This window comes from Bradyrhizobium sp. 41S5 (assembly GCF_011516665.3).
Lineage (GTDB): Bacteria > Pseudomonadota > Alphaproteobacteria > Rhizobiales > Xanthobacteraceae > Bradyrhizobium > Bradyrhizobium quebecense.
In genome coordinates, this window is record NZ_CP083721.1 from 3,421,782 (window position 1) to 3,434,328 (window position 12,547).

The following is a 12,547-nucleotide window of genomic DNA, read 5'->3' on the forward strand; positions in this document are numbered from 1 at the left end:
TCAGTCACGCAATCATGCATGTCCTCTGCCACGCCGGCCGGTGCCCGCGAACTGCTCGGCCACAGACCCTTCCTGTTCTTCTTGTCGTCGCGCAGCCTGTCGCGCTTCTCCAGCCAGATCGGCGCGGTCGCGATCGGCTGGCAGATCTATGATCTGACCGGCAGCGCGTTCGACCTCGGCGTGGTCGGCCTGGTCCAGTTCCTGCCGACGGCGCTATTGGTGTTCGTCGCCGGCCACGCCGCCGACCGGTTCGAGCGCAAGCGTGTGGTGCAGGCCTGCCAGGTCGCAGAGGCGTTGACCGCATTGTTTCTCGCCGGAAGCACATTTGCCGGCACCATCTCCGAGATCCAGATCTTCGCTGCGACCTTCGTGCTTGGAATCGCCGGCGCGTTCGAGAGCCCGGCGACCGCCGCGCTGTTGCCGCTGATCGCGCCGCAAGGCTCGCTGCAACGGGCGACCGCGATCTCGAGCGGCGCCGCCCAGATTGCCACCATCACCGGACCCGCGCTTGGCGGCTTTGCCTATGCGATGATGCCGAGCGCGCCCTATGCCGTGATGATGGTGTTCTGGCTGTTCGGCGCGCTGCTGACCGGCGGCATCGGCCGGCTGCAACAGGCGCCGGCAAAGGATGGCGCATCGGTTGACCTGTATGCCGGCGTCACCTTCGTTCGCAGCAATCCGGCGATCCTCGGCACCATCTCGCTCGATTTGTTCGCGGTGCTGTTCGGCGGCGTCACCGCGCTGTTGCCGATCTATGCGCGCGACATCCTGCAGACCGGCCCGCTCGGGCTCGGCATCCTGCGCGCCGCGCCCGCGGTCGGTGCGCTCTTGATGACGATGCTGCTGGCGCGACACACCATCAACCGCCGCGTCGGCATGCGCATGTTCCAGGCGGTGATCGTGTTCGGCGTCGCGACGGTGGTGTTCGCGCTGTCGCAATGGATGTGGCTGTCGGCGCTGGCGCTTGCGGTGCTCGGCGCTGCGGACACGATCAGCGTCGTGATCCGTTTCTCGCTGGTGCAACTCGCCACCCCCGACGAGATGCGCGGCCGCGTCGGCGCGGTGAATTTCCTGTTCATCAACGCCTCCAACCAACTCGGCCAGTTCGAGAGCGGCGTCACCGCCGCGCTGCTCGGCGCCGTGCCGTCGGCCGTGCTCGGCGGCGTCGCGACGGTCGCGGTCGCGCTGCTCTGGATGAAGCTGTTCCCGACGCTGCGGAATGTCGAGAGGCTGGAGTAGGGCTTCTCCCTACCTCGCCGCGCTTGCGGGGAGAGGTCGCCGCGAAGCGTCGGGTGAGGGGACTCTCCGCGAATTCTTCTGACACCGGCTTCGCCGAAGCAGCCCCCTCACTTCCAACCCTCTCCCCGCAAGAGCGGGGCGAGGGAGCATGCGCGATTTCGGAATAATGGAAAAATACCGCTGATTTGCCCGACGTGTCAAGTTGCGGTGTCGAACGCCGGCAGCCACCGGCTACTTTGCATGGGGTTGTTTTCGATATTTTGGCAGTGCGCCCCTGGAACGGCATGGCCGGGACATAGGCCGAGCGGAAGCGACGCCGTCCTTCGGACGGCTATGCCCCGGCCATGCCGACGTGACAGTCCTGCCGCGAGCAGGGAGAAGGAGAAGATCAGCCCCGGCCCACGAACGGCATCTTGGTCGCCATGACTGTCATGAACAGCACGTTGGCGTCGAGCGGCAGGCCGGCCATGTAGGCGACGGCGTCGCCGACCGCTTTCGCGTCCATGCGCGGCTCGTGCTTGGTGGTGCCGTCCGGCTGCAGCACGCCGGGGCCGTTGACCATGCGGTCGGTCATCGGGGTCGCGGCATTGCCGATATCGACCTGGCCGACCGCGATGTCATACATGCGGCCGTCGAGGTTGGAGGCTTTTGTCAGGCCGGTGATGGCGTGCTTGGTCGAGGTGTAGGCCGCCGAGAACGGCCGCGGCGCGTGCGCCGAGATCGAGCCGTTGTTGATGATGCGGCCGCCGCGCGGCGTCTGGTCCTTCATGATGCGGAAGGCGTGCTGGGTGCACAGGAACGGCGCGGTGAGGTTGGTGTTGACCACGGCCTGCCACTGCTCGAGCGGCAGATCCTCGAAATTCACCGGCGGCGCGCCCATGCCGGCATTGTTGAACAGCACGTCGAGCCGGCCATAGGTCGCCTTCACCTTGTCGAACAGCGTGGCGATCGCGGCCGGATTGGCCATGTCGGCCGACACGCACAGGCTCTTGCCGGCGGGCCCGAGCTTGGCGGTCTCTTCCAGCATCTCGATGCGGCGTCCGGCGAGCACCACGGTGTAGCCCTTGTCCATCAAAGCGAGCGATGCTGCGCGTCCGACGCCGGTGCCGGCGCCGGTCACAAGCGCGATCTTGCTGTTTGCTTCGGTCATCCGAGTTTCCTCTTACCTGGTTTTTGCTTCGGTTTCGTTCTTGTAGGGTGGGCGTGGAATGTTCTGATGCGCCGCGCGCAGCGCTGCCGACCAGCGCGAGCGCAGGTCGTGGAAATAGGGCTCGCCGGCCTCGATGCGGTGGTTGAGATCGGCCTCGCACGCATCGGTGCGCACCACCAGCACGTCGATCGGCAGGCCGACGCCGAGATTGGAGCGCATCGTCGAATCCATCGAGATCAGCCCGGTCTTCAGGGCCTCATAGAGCTCGACGTCGTAATGCATGGCGCGGTCGAGCACCGGCTTGCCGTATTTGTGCTCGCCGATCTGCAAATACGGCGTGTCGGTGGTGCACTCGATGAAGTTGCCGGCGGTGTAGACCATGAACAGCCGCATCCGCGAGCCCTTGATCTGGCCGCCGAACAGGAACGAGACGTCGAAGGAAACGTCCTCCGCGCGCAGCGCCTCGCCTTCGGTGGCGTGCACGGCGCGGATGGCGCGGCCGATCCGCTGCGCCGCCTGGAACATGGTCGGCGCGTTCATCAGCGTCTCGAGCTGGCCGGTGTGCGGGTCTTCCATGCCCTCGGTCAGCGTCGACAGCACCGACTGGCTGATCGCGAGATTCCCCGCGCTGGCGATCGCCATGATGCGGTCGCCGGGCTTTTCGAAGATGTGCAGCTTGCGGAAGGTCGAGACGTTGTCGAGACCGGCATTGGTGCGGGTATCGGCGATCATGACGAGGCCGTCGCGCACCAGAATTCCGCAGCAATAGGTCATTTGCAGTCCCCAAACGGTCCGAGTTTCTCGGCGCCAAACGTGTAGCCAATTTCGAGGTCGCATCCAACCCTAATTCCCCGTGACGGGACATGCGATGGCTGGTCAAGGGGGGTCGGCGACGGTCCGTGTCAGGACCCGTTCCACCGTCGGCCGCCTGAGAATCCCGGTCCGCGCCAAGGCCTCGTTCGGCGTTGCGCGCAGCCGGCAATGATCAGCGCTCCCGTGTCATTGCGGGGCGCCTGGCGTTGTGGTCGACTGCCCGCAACCGACAACAACAAGAAATCCCGGGAGGCGAGAATGTCGTTCAAACTGGCCACGTGCCTCATGGCATTGGGCGCAGCAGTGATGGCGGCGAGCCCGGCATCGGCGCAGAAGAAGGGCGGCACCTTGCGGCTCTATCACAACGACAATCCGCCCTCGACCTCGCTGCTCGAGGAATCCACCATCGCCTCGGTGATGCCGTTCGCGGCGGTCTTCAACAACCTCGTGGTGTTCGATCCGGCCAAGGTGCACGAAAGCATCGACACCGTAATCCCCGATCTCGCCGAGAGCTGGTCGTGGGATTCCACCAACACGAAGCTCACCTTCAAGCTGCACCACGGCGTGAAGTGGCATGACGGCCAGCCGTTCACGGCCAAGGACGTGCAATGCACCTGGCGGATGCTGATCGGCAAGAGCGAGACCCAGGACTCCAAAATCCAGGACTTCAAGCGCAATCCGCGCAAGGTCTGGTACACGAAGCTCAAGGATGTCAGCGTCAATGGCGACGATGAAGCGACCTTCGAACTGACCGAGCCGCAGCCCGGCCTGCTGGCGCTGCTCGCCAGCGCCTTTTCGGTGGTCTATCCCTGCCACGTCCCGCAGCAGGTGATGCGCACCAAGCCAATCGGCACCGGGCCGTTCAAGTTCGTCGAATTCCGGCGCGGGGATTCGATCCGCCTCGTCCGCAACCCCGATTACTTCAAGAAGGACCGGCCGTATCTCGACGAGATCACGGTGCGCTCGATCGACAGCCGCGCCACGCGCATGCTGGCGTTCGCGACCGGCGACTATGACATCACCTTTCCGTCAGACGTCAGCATTCCCCTGATGAAGGACGTCAAGGCGCGCTCGCCGAACGCGATCTGCGAGATGACGTCGACCAATCTGCAGATCAATCTCTTGGTCAACCGGGTCAATCCGCCGTTCGACAATCCGGAGATTCGCGAGGCGATGTCGCTCGCGCTCGATCGCAAGGCCTTCAACACCATCCTGTTCGAGGGCACCGGGCGGCTCGGCGGCGCGATGCAGGCCAAGCCCGAAGGCGAGTGGGGCATGCCGCCGGAAATCCTGTCGACGCTGATGGGCTACGGCGCGGATGCCGGGAAGAATCTCGCGGACGCGCAGGCGATCATGCAGAAGCTCGGCTACAGCGACGCCAAGCCGCTGTCGATCAAGATCCAGACCCGCAATTTGCCGACCTATCGCGACCCGGCCGTGATCCTCGCCGACCAGTTGAAGAAGATCTACATCGTTGCCGAACTCGATATCCTCGACACGCCGCGCTGGTACTCGCGACTGCAGCGCAAGGACTACACGATCGGCCTGAATGTGACCGGCGTCAGCGTCGACGATCCCGACGGCAATCTGGTCGAGAACTATTCCTGCAACTCCGAGCGCAACTACACCCAGTATTGCAATGCCGAGGTCGACAAGCTGCTGACTGCGCAGTCGCGCGAGGTCGACAAGGACAAGCGCCGCAAAATCGTGTTCGACATCGAGCGCCTGCTGGTCGACGACGCGGCGCGGCCGGTCATCCTGCACTCATCGGCCGGCAATTGCTGGCAGCCCTACGTGAGGAATTTTCATCCGCACGACAACAGCCAGTACAACAATCTGCGCTTCGAGGATGTCTGGCTGGACAAGTGACGCGGCATAGGGGCGGGTGCAGGGCCGTTACGGCTCCTCGCTTCGTCCCGCCGGTGCCCCGACCAGAAATGCGTCGTCCACCGCCACGCCGAGCGCGGTGACCAGCCGGTTGGTTTCGGCGGCCATGCCGACGATCGCCAGCATTTCCTGATACTCGGCCTCGGTCATGCCTTTGGCGCGAGCGGCCGCGGTGTGCGAATGGATGCAGTAGCTGCAGCCATGCGCCACCGAGACCGCAACGTAGAGCATCTCCTTGACCTTCGGGTCGAGCGCGCCCGGCGCCATCACCTCCTTGATGCTCTCCCAGGTTCGCCGCAGCGTCTTCGGATCATGCGCGAGTGCGCGCCAGAAATTGTTGATGAAGTCCGAGTTCCGCGTCTTGCGGATGTCGTCGAAGACCGCACGTGCGTCGGCCGAGATTTCGTCGTCGGAGAGCAGTTTCACGGTTGCCATGGTTTCTCTCGCTGATCCGGTTTGCAGCCGCGATCATAGCACCGCTGCCGTCATTGCGAGGAGCCAACGGGTCCGGCCTTCGGCCGGCCCGATGATAAACTCCGCGACGAAGCAATCCATGTCTCCGCAAGCGGTCAGATGGATTGCTTTGCTGCGCTCGCAATGACGGATGCGGAGAGGGATCAGCCTTACGACTGGGTCTGGCTCTGCCACTGACCGGGGCGGCCGGCCTGGTCGACCTTGACCGCGACCGACAGCGTCTCGTTGCCGCCGCCATAGCGAGTGCCGCGGACCGGGGCGGCGCCGAGATAGTCGAGGCCGATCGCGACGCGGGCATGGGCGTCGGTGGTGCAGATGCCGTTGGCGGCGTCGAAGCCGACCCAGCCGAGTTCGGGCACGAAGGCCTCGGCCCAGGCGTGGCCGGCCTGCTGGTTGACCATGCCGTCGGAGCGCAGGAAGTGGCCGGAGACGAACCGCGCCGGAACGCCGCCGGCGCGCGCGCAGGCGATCAGGATGTGCGCGTAGTCCTGGCAGACCCCGCGCTTCAGCGCGAACGCCTCGGAGGCCGAGGTCGCGCTGTTCGTCGGGTCCTCGTCGAAGGTCATGTGCTCGTAGATCTGCACCATCACCGCGTGCAGGAAGCCGAGCACGTCGGCGCCGGCTTCGGCGCGCAACTCGCGCACGAAACTCGTCATCGCTGGGTTGAGGTCGGTCAGCGGCGTGGCGCGCAGGAACAGGCTCGGGGGAAACCGCTCGTCGGTGCCCTTCAGCACGCCGCCGGTGTCCTGGGTCTCGACCAGTCCCTCGCAATGGATCGTGAGGTCGGTGATCGAACCGTGCGTCAGCACGTGGGTGACGTTGCCGAACGCGTCCTCGTGGGTGTCGAGCCGGGAATCGGTCGAGACGTCGATCTGCCAGTCGGCGACATACTGGCCGTCATGGCTGCCCGGCGTCATCCGCAGGATCTGGATCACGCCCGAGGCCGCCGGCTCGTAGCGATAGGTGGTGGTGTGGGCAATCCGCAGGCGCATGGCTCAACCGGAGTTCAGTCGGTCTTCTGGGGCAGGAACATCACGCCCCGGGCACTCACGTCTTTCTTCCTAATCGGCCGCGAAAGCAAGACATGGGTGACCGGGACAGACCCGGTCATGACGACATTTTGAGCACTTTTCCCGCCGCGGCGGTCAGATCAAATATTGCTTGGCGATGATCTCACCCAGCCGCGAATTATCCGCAAGGAATTCCTGGATGAATTCATGCACGCCGTGCTGGAAGATATCGTCCATATGGCTGTGCTCAAGCCGGTTCCTGATGCCGCGGGCGTGGCGCTGGGCGGCGCCCTGGCGGCCATAGGCGACGCCGATCTGGTCGAGATTGCGCACCAGGTTGCTGTAGCAGCTGGCGAGCGACCGCGGCAGCGTGTCGTTGAGGATCAGGAGGTCGGCGATCAGCCAGGGCTTCAGGGTTTCCCGGTATACCCAGTGATAGGCGGTCGTTGCCGACACCGAGCGCAGGATCGAGGTCCACTGGTAGTAATCCAGCGGGCCGCCGACATGCTCCTCCTCGGGCAGCAGCATGTGATACTTGACGTCGAGAATGCGGGCGGTGTTGTCGGCGCGCTCGAGATGCACGCCGAGCCGCGAGAACCAGTAGGCGTCGTTGCGCAGCATGGTGCGGTAGGCCGAACCGTCGAAGCGCAGCGAGGTCTCCTGCACGAAGCGCAGGAATTTCGCCAGCTCCTCGCGGTTGGCGGGACCCTTGTTCCAGACTGCCTGCAGCTCGATCCACGATGAATTGATGGTGTCCCACATCTCCGACGTCAGCGCGGTGCGCACCGAGCGCGAATTGAGCCGTGCAGCTTCGATGCAGTTCTTGATCGAGGAGGGATTTTCCGACGAGAAGGACAGATACTCGACGACGTTTCGCTCGTTGGCTTCTTCGTAATGGTCGTAGAAGGCCGCGCCGACGCCGGCGGTGAGCAGCGCGGAATCCCACTCATTGGTCTTGCCGATATAGGCCGCGGGCAATGCGGTGACACGGAGCGTGGCGTCGATCGTGCGCGCGAGATACTCGGCGCGTTCGACATAACGGGCCAGCCAGAACAGATTTTCGGCGGTGCGCGACAGCATGCGATAGTCCCTACAAGACGAAACGTGTTTCACCTCCCCCTGAAAGGGGGAGGTCGACGCGCAGCGGCGGGTAGGGGTCCTCTCTCCATTCGGCGTATGCGGCCGACCCCCACCCCTCCCTCCCCCTTGCAGGGGGAGGGAGGGCTCGCGCTGCGCGTTGGGCTTCAAATCACTCACTCAATATCCAGGTGTCCTTGGTGCCGCCGCCCTGGCTCGAATTGACCACCAGCGAGCCTTCCTTCAGCGCAACGCGGGTCAGGCCGCCGGGCACGATGGTGGTGTGGCTGGAGCCGGTCAGCACGAACGGGCGGAGGTCGACATGGCGCGGTGCCAGCCCCTTGTCGGTGCAGGTCGGGCAGGTCGACAGCGCCAGCGTCGGCTGGGCGATGAAGCCCTCCGGCTCGCGCTTGAGCTTGTCGCGAAACGCCTCGATGGTCGCCTTGGTGGCGGCGGGTCCGATCAGCATGCCGTAGCCGCCCGAGCCGTGCACCTCCTTGACGACGAGGTCGGCGAGGTTGTCGAGCACGTAGGACAGATCCTGCGCCTCGCGGCAGCGCCAGGTCTGCACGTTCTTCAGGATCGGCTCCTCGCTGAGGTAGAACTTCACGATGTCGGGCATGTAGGAATAGATCGCCTTGTCGTCGGCGATGCCGGTGCCGACCGCGTTGGCGAGCGTGATGTTGCCGGCCGCATAGGCCGACATCAGCCCGGGGACGCCGAGCGCGGAATCCGGGCGGAAGGTGAGGGGATCGAGGAAATCGTCGTCGACGCGGCGGTAGATCACGTCGACCCGCTTCAGCCCCTCGGTGGTGCGCATGAAGACTTCGTCGTTCTTGACGATGAGGTCGCGTCCCTCGACCAGCTCGATGCCGAGCTTGTCGGCCAGGAAGGAGTGCTCGTAATAGGCCGAGTTGTAGACGCCGGGCGTCATCAGTGCGACCGTCGGCTCGGCGGAGGCGCTGTGCGGCGCCACCGACCGCAGCGCCGACAGCAGCTCGTCCGGATAGCGCTCCACCGGCGCAACGCGGTGACGCGAAAACAGGTCCGGAAACAGCCGCATCATGATCTCGCGGTTTTCCAGCATGTAGGAGACGCCGGACGGCGTGCGCGCATTGTCCTCCAGCACGATGAAGTTGTCCGGATCGGTGCGGATGATGTCGATGCCGGCGATGTGGACGTAGATGTCGTGCGGCACGTCCTGGCCGTTCATCTCCGGCCGGAACACCGGGTTCTGGAAGATCAGGGCTTCCGGGATGACGTTGGCGCGCAGGATATCGCGGCCGTGATAGATGTCCTTGAGGAACATGTTGAGCGCGAGCACGCGCTGCTTGAGGCCCTTCTCCAGCAGCGTCCACTCGGTCGCGGACAGGATGCGCGGGATGACGTCGAAGGGGATCAACCGTTCCTGGGCCTCGGAATCGCCGTAGACCGCGAAGGTGATGCCGATCCGGCGGAACAGCAGCTCCGCTTCCTGGCGCCGATATTCGAGCGCGTCCGGCGGCGTTTCTTTGAGCCAGCGGGAGAGCTCCTGGTAGGCCGGGCGGATATCCTCGCCGAGGCCGTTCATCTCATCGAACGCGACTGCCATATATCCCGACTGCCCTCCCAAGCCATGTGACACAGTGCATGACTTGATGGGATGGTAGCAAGGGGCGGGCCAGCGCGATATGCATTGGCTTCTGGCATTTGCTAAGGGGAGGCGGAAGGCCTGCCCGAAAAACCGGCTGAGGTCTGCTTAATTCGGCGGCAAACCCCGTGACATCAAGGCATTGGATCGGCAATGTCAGGGGATCAAGTTTAAGGAAATGGGACCATGAGCGAGATCGTCACGGCGGGGATATTGGTGATCGGCGACGAGATCCTGTCCGGCCGGACCAAGGACAAGAACATCGGCTTCATCGCCGAATACCTGACCAATATCGGCATCGACCTGAAGGAGGTCCGCGTCGTCGCCGACGACGAGGCCGATATCGTGTCTGCCCTTGATGCGCTGCGGCATCGATACACCTACGTGTTCACCACCGGCGGCATCGGGCCGACCCATGATGACATCACCGCCGACAGCGTGGCGAAGGCGTTCGGGGTCGAGATCCACCATCATCCCGACGTGGTGGCGCGCTTCAGGGAGCGCTGGACCGAGCAGGACCTCAACGAGGCGCGGCTGCGGATGGCCCGGGTGCCCGATGGCGCCGAGCTGATCCAGAGCGCGACCATCCTGGCGCCGGGCTTCAAGCTCGGCAACGTCATCGTGATGGCCGGCATCCCCACCATCATGCAGGCGATGATGGACATCGTGGCGCCGACCCTGAAATCCGGCGTGCGGATGCTATCGGACTCGGTCCGCGCCGACGCCCGGGAAGGCGACATCGGCGGCCCGCTGCGGGCGATCGCGGAAGCCCATCCCGACACCATCATCGGCAGCTATCCGTTCCAGGATGAGAACCAGAAGCCGAACACCAATCTGGTGGTCCGCTCGCGCGATCCGGAGAAGCTCGCGACCGCGATGGCCGCGGTGAAGGAGATGTTGAAGCAGGTGCAGGCCGCGCAGAAGAAGCCGGCGGGTTGAGTCGACATGGTTGAACGAAATTCTGGACCGCATGCGCAGGATCGGGCCGGTAGGCCGTTCCCGGTCTCGTGGGATCAATTCCATCGGGATTGCCGGGCGCTGACCTGGCGGCTCAACGAGGTCGGCCCATTCCATGCGGTGATCGCGATCACCCGTGGTGGGTTGGTGCCGGCGGCGATCGTGGCGCGCGAGCTCGGCCTGCGGGTGATCGATACCGTCTGCATCGCCAGCTACGACCATGACAAGCAGGGCGACCTGAAAGTGCTCAAGGGCATTTCGGAGCAGACCGCCAAGCTCGGCGGCGGCACCGGCAAGGGGCTTCTGATCGTCGACGACCTCGTCGATACCGGCAAGACCGGCAGGCTGGTGCGCGAGCTGCTCCCCGACGCGCATTTCGCCACAGTATACGCCAAGCCGAAGGGCCGGCCGCTGGTCGACACCTACATCACCGAGGTGTCGCAGGACACGTGGATATTCTTCCCCTGGGACACGGCGCTGTCGTTCCAGCCCCCGATCCGAGACGGGGCGGCGTGAGGTAGTCGTCATTGCGAGCGCAGCGAAGCAATCCATTCCTTCGCATATGCGGTACGATGGATTGCTCCGTCGCTTGCGCTCCTCGCAATGACGATCGTGGTTAGAGCTGTGCCATGCCCCTGCAAAACCGCGTCACGCCCACTGGCGACATCGTTGCGACCGAACACCGCGGCACCTTCACCGGCAATCGCGGCATCATCCACGATCCGGCGACCCGCACACTGCTGAACAAGCGCTGGTCGAGCCCGGCCTGGCTCACCTGCGTCTGCGAGTTCAGGGGACGGCGACGCAAGGTGATGAGCCGGCAGAGCTGGACCGAGCTGTTCTTCCTCGACGAAGCGACCGCATTCGCGGCCGGCCACCGGCCCTGTTTTTACTGCCGCCGCGACGACGCCAAGCGGTTTCGTGCCGCGTGGGAGGAAGGCAACGGCCTCAGCGATCTCGGCGTCAAGGCGATGGACGCCGTGCTGCACGCCGAGCGGCTCGATCGCGGCAAGAAGCGGCTGCATCCGCTGCCGATGCCGCTCGCCGTGCTACCTGACGGCGCGATGGTGCAGGCGAACGGCGAGAGCTACCTCGTTGCCGGTGGCAAGACCTTGCGCTGGTCGTTTGCCGGCTACGAGCGGGCCGATGCGACCGCTCCCGCCATGCTGCTGACGCCGCCGTCGACGGTCCGTGCGTTCCTGGCCGGCTATCGGCCGGTGTTGCATCCGAGCGCGATGGCCGTTTTGGGGTGATCTGTCGGCGTAGTCCCTAAGCCAGCCGCTGCCGTGCCAGCTTGGCGCCGGCGCCGAGCGCGATCAGCTTGGCTTCGGCGATATCCCGCCGCATCGGGGCCATGCCGCAATTGGTGGTCGCGATGATGTTGCCCTTCGGTACGTGTTTCGCGACCGCCTCGATCACCTTGACGACGTCCTCCGCGGTCTCGACCTCGTCGCTGGCGACGTCGATGACGCCGGCCTGCACGATCTTGCCGGGGAGTGCCGCGAGCAGCTCGATCGGCACCTTCGAGTTGCGGCATTCGATCGCGACCTGCTGGATCGTGCTCTTGTCGATCACCGGGAAGGTCTCTTCATATTGCCGCCACTCGCCGCCGAGCGTCTGCTTCCAGTCGGTGTTGGCCTTGATGCCGTAGCCGTAGCAGATATGCACGGCGGTGGCGCAGGTCAGGCCTTCGGCGGCGCGCTCCAGCGCCTTGATGCCCCAGTCGCGGACCTCGTCCATGTAGACGTTGAAGGCAGGCTCGTCGAACTGGATCATGTTGACGCCGTCGGCCTGCAGCGCCTTGGCTTCCAGGTTCAACAGCTCCGCGAAAGCGAACGCCATCTTCACGCGGTCGCCGTAATATTTGTCGGCGATGGTATCGATGATCGTCATCGGGCCGGGCAGGGTGAACTTCAGCCTGTTCCTGGTGTGGGCGCGCGCCGCACGCGCCTCGCTTTCATGGACGCGGCCCTTGAGCTGCAGCGGCGCGACCACCTGCGGGACCATGGCTTTGTAGCGGTCCTTGCGGATGCCCATCTCGACCTTGTGGGCGAAATCGATGCCTTCGATCCGCTCCAGAAAACCATGCACGAAGTGCTGGCGTGCCTGCTCGCCTTCGGTGACGATGTCGACGCCGGCATCTTCCTGCAGTTTCACCGCAAGCACCGTGGCATCGCGCTTGGCGCGGGCGAGTTCGGCGCCTTCGGATTTCCACGGCGCCCACAGCATGTTCGGTTCGGCGAGCCATTCCGGCTTCGGCAGGGAGCCTGCGATCGTGGTTGGAAACAGCATGGGTGCCTCCCACTGGGT

Annotated in this window: 12 protein-coding genes; 5 read left to right on the plus strand and 7 right to left on the minus strand. The window is 64.7% G+C overall.

From position 1 onward, the window contains the following. Positions 1–18: 18 nt before the first annotated feature. Positions 19–1,239 carry an MFS transporter gene (locus tag HAP47_RS16120; RefSeq protein ID WP_173637394.1) on the plus strand — a complete coding sequence of 407 codons (1,221 nt, stop codon included), beginning with the start codon at positions 19–21 and terminating at the stop codon, positions 1,237–1,239. A gap of 388 nt (positions 1,240–1,627) precedes the next feature. On the opposite strand, the gene HAP47_RS16125 is transcribed toward HAP47_RS16120, so the two are convergent. Both HAP47_RS16125 and HAP47_RS16130 read right to left on the minus strand, forming a co-directional pair. Beyond that, on the minus strand, positions 1,628–2,389 hold the full coding sequence (locus tag HAP47_RS16125; protein ID WP_173637393.1) for an SDR family oxidoreductase: 762 nt from the start codon (positions 2,387–2,389) through the stop codon (positions 1,628–1,630). 12 nt (positions 2,390–2,401) lie between these two features. Continuing rightward, the gene (locus HAP47_RS16130; RefSeq protein WP_173637392.1) at positions 2,402–3,163 is read right to left on the minus strand and encodes a proteasome-type protease; all 762 of its coding nucleotides are present in this window, start codon (positions 3,161–3,163) and stop codon (positions 2,402–2,404) included. Between the two features lie 297 nt (positions 3,164–3,460). Here HAP47_RS16130 and HAP47_RS16135 point away from each other — a divergent pair, with 297 nt between their 5' ends. Further along, positions 3,461–5,071 (plus strand): ABC transporter substrate-binding protein, encoded by a 1,611-nt coding sequence (locus HAP47_RS16135; RefSeq protein ID WP_173637391.1) that lies wholly within the window; start codon positions 3,461–3,463, stop codon positions 5,069–5,071. Positions 5,072–5,098: 27 nt separating this feature from the next. On the opposite strand, the gene HAP47_RS16140 is transcribed toward HAP47_RS16135, so the two are convergent. The 4 genes from HAP47_RS16140 to HAP47_RS16155 all read right to left on the minus strand — a co-directional run bounded on the left by HAP47_RS16140 (position 5,099) and on the right by HAP47_RS16155 (position 9,241). Next, complete coding sequence (locus HAP47_RS16140) at positions 5,099–5,524, minus strand: carboxymuconolactone decarboxylase family protein (protein ID WP_173637390.1); 426 nt, start codon at positions 5,522–5,524, stop codon at positions 5,099–5,101. A gap of 188 nt (positions 5,525–5,712) precedes the next feature. Next, complete coding sequence (locus HAP47_RS16145) at positions 5,713–6,555, minus strand: transglutaminase family protein (RefSeq protein WP_173637389.1); 843 nt, start codon at positions 6,553–6,555, stop codon at positions 5,713–5,715. Positions 6,556–6,708: 153 nt separating this feature from the next. Beyond that, positions 6,709–7,653 carry an alpha-E domain-containing protein gene (locus HAP47_RS16150; protein WP_173637388.1) on the minus strand — a complete coding sequence of 315 codons (945 nt, stop codon included), beginning with the start codon at positions 7,651–7,653 and terminating at the stop codon, positions 6,709–6,711. 169 nt (positions 7,654–7,822) lie between these two features. Beyond that, positions 7,823–9,241 carry a circularly permuted type 2 ATP-grasp protein gene (locus HAP47_RS16155; RefSeq protein ID WP_173637387.1) on the minus strand — a complete coding sequence of 473 codons (1,419 nt, stop codon included), beginning with the start codon at positions 9,239–9,241 and terminating at the stop codon, positions 7,823–7,825. A gap of 225 nt (positions 9,242–9,466) precedes the next feature. Between HAP47_RS16155 and HAP47_RS16160 the strand changes: the two genes are divergently transcribed. The 3 genes from HAP47_RS16160 (at position 9,467) to HAP47_RS16170 (ending at position 11,490) form a co-directional block, all read left to right on the plus strand. Then, positions 9,467–10,219, plus strand: coding sequence for a competence/damage-inducible protein A (locus tag HAP47_RS16160; RefSeq protein WP_173637386.1), 753 nt, complete (start codon positions 9,467–9,469; stop codon positions 10,217–10,219). 6 nt (positions 10,220–10,225) lie between these two features. Further along, positions 10,226–10,753, plus strand: coding sequence for a xanthine phosphoribosyltransferase (gene gpt, locus HAP47_RS16165; RefSeq protein WP_173637385.1), 528 nt, complete (start codon positions 10,226–10,228; stop codon positions 10,751–10,753). A 113-nt stretch (positions 10,754–10,866) separates the two neighbouring features. Beyond that, positions 10,867–11,490 (plus strand): hypothetical protein, encoded by a 624-nt coding sequence (locus tag HAP47_RS16170; protein WP_173637384.1) that lies wholly within the window; start codon positions 10,867–10,869, stop codon positions 11,488–11,490. Positions 11,491–11,506: 16 nt separating this feature from the next. Here the strand turns inward: HAP47_RS16170 and HAP47_RS16175 are convergent, their stop codons facing one another. After that, positions 11,507–12,529: a methionine synthase gene (locus tag HAP47_RS16175; RefSeq protein ID WP_173637383.1), complete on the minus strand. Its 1,023-nt coding sequence runs from the start codon at positions 12,527–12,529 to the stop codon at positions 11,507–11,509. Positions 12,530–12,547 lie beyond the last annotated feature (18 nt).

Excerpts from the sequence above, each read along its gene's own strand:
- HAP47_RS16120 (WP_173637394.1), top strand. The coding sequence starts at position 19 with ATGTCCTCTGCCACGCCGGCCGGTGCCCGCGAACTGCTCGGCCACAGA.
- HAP47_RS16125 (WP_173637393.1), bottom strand. The coding sequence starts at position 2,389 with ATGACCGAAGCAAACAGCAAGATCGCGCTTGTGACCGGCGCCGGCACC.
- HAP47_RS16130 (WP_173637392.1), bottom strand. The coding sequence starts at position 3,163 with ATGACCTATTGCTGCGGAATTCTGGTGCGCGACGGCCTCGTCATGATC.
- HAP47_RS16135 (WP_173637391.1), top strand. The coding sequence starts at position 3,461 with ATGTCGTTCAAACTGGCCACGTGCCTCATGGCATTGGGCGCAGCAGTG.
- HAP47_RS16140 (WP_173637390.1), bottom strand. The coding sequence starts at position 5,524 with ATGGCAACCGTGAAACTGCTCTCCGACGACGAAATCTCGGCCGACGCA.
- HAP47_RS16145 (WP_173637389.1), bottom strand. The coding sequence starts at position 6,555 with ATGCGCCTGCGGATTGCCCACACCACCACCTATCGCTACGAGCCGGCG.
- HAP47_RS16150 (WP_173637388.1), bottom strand. The coding sequence starts at position 7,653 with ATGCTGTCGCGCACCGCCGAAAATCTGTTCTGGCTGGCCCGTTATGTC.
- HAP47_RS16155 (WP_173637387.1), bottom strand. The coding sequence starts at position 9,241 with ATGGCAGTCGCGTTCGATGAGATGAACGGCCTCGGCGAGGATATCCGC.
- HAP47_RS16160 (WP_173637386.1), top strand. The coding sequence starts at position 9,467 with ATGAGCGAGATCGTCACGGCGGGGATATTGGTGATCGGCGACGAGATC.
- gpt (WP_173637385.1), top strand. The coding sequence starts at position 10,226 with ATGGTTGAACGAAATTCTGGACCGCATGCGCAGGATCGGGCCGGTAGG.
- HAP47_RS16170 (WP_173637384.1), top strand. The coding sequence starts at position 10,867 with ATGCCCCTGCAAAACCGCGTCACGCCCACTGGCGACATCGTTGCGACC.
- HAP47_RS16175 (WP_173637383.1), bottom strand. The coding sequence starts at position 12,529 with ATGCTGTTTCCAACCACGATCGCAGGCTCCCTGCCGAAGCCGGAATGG.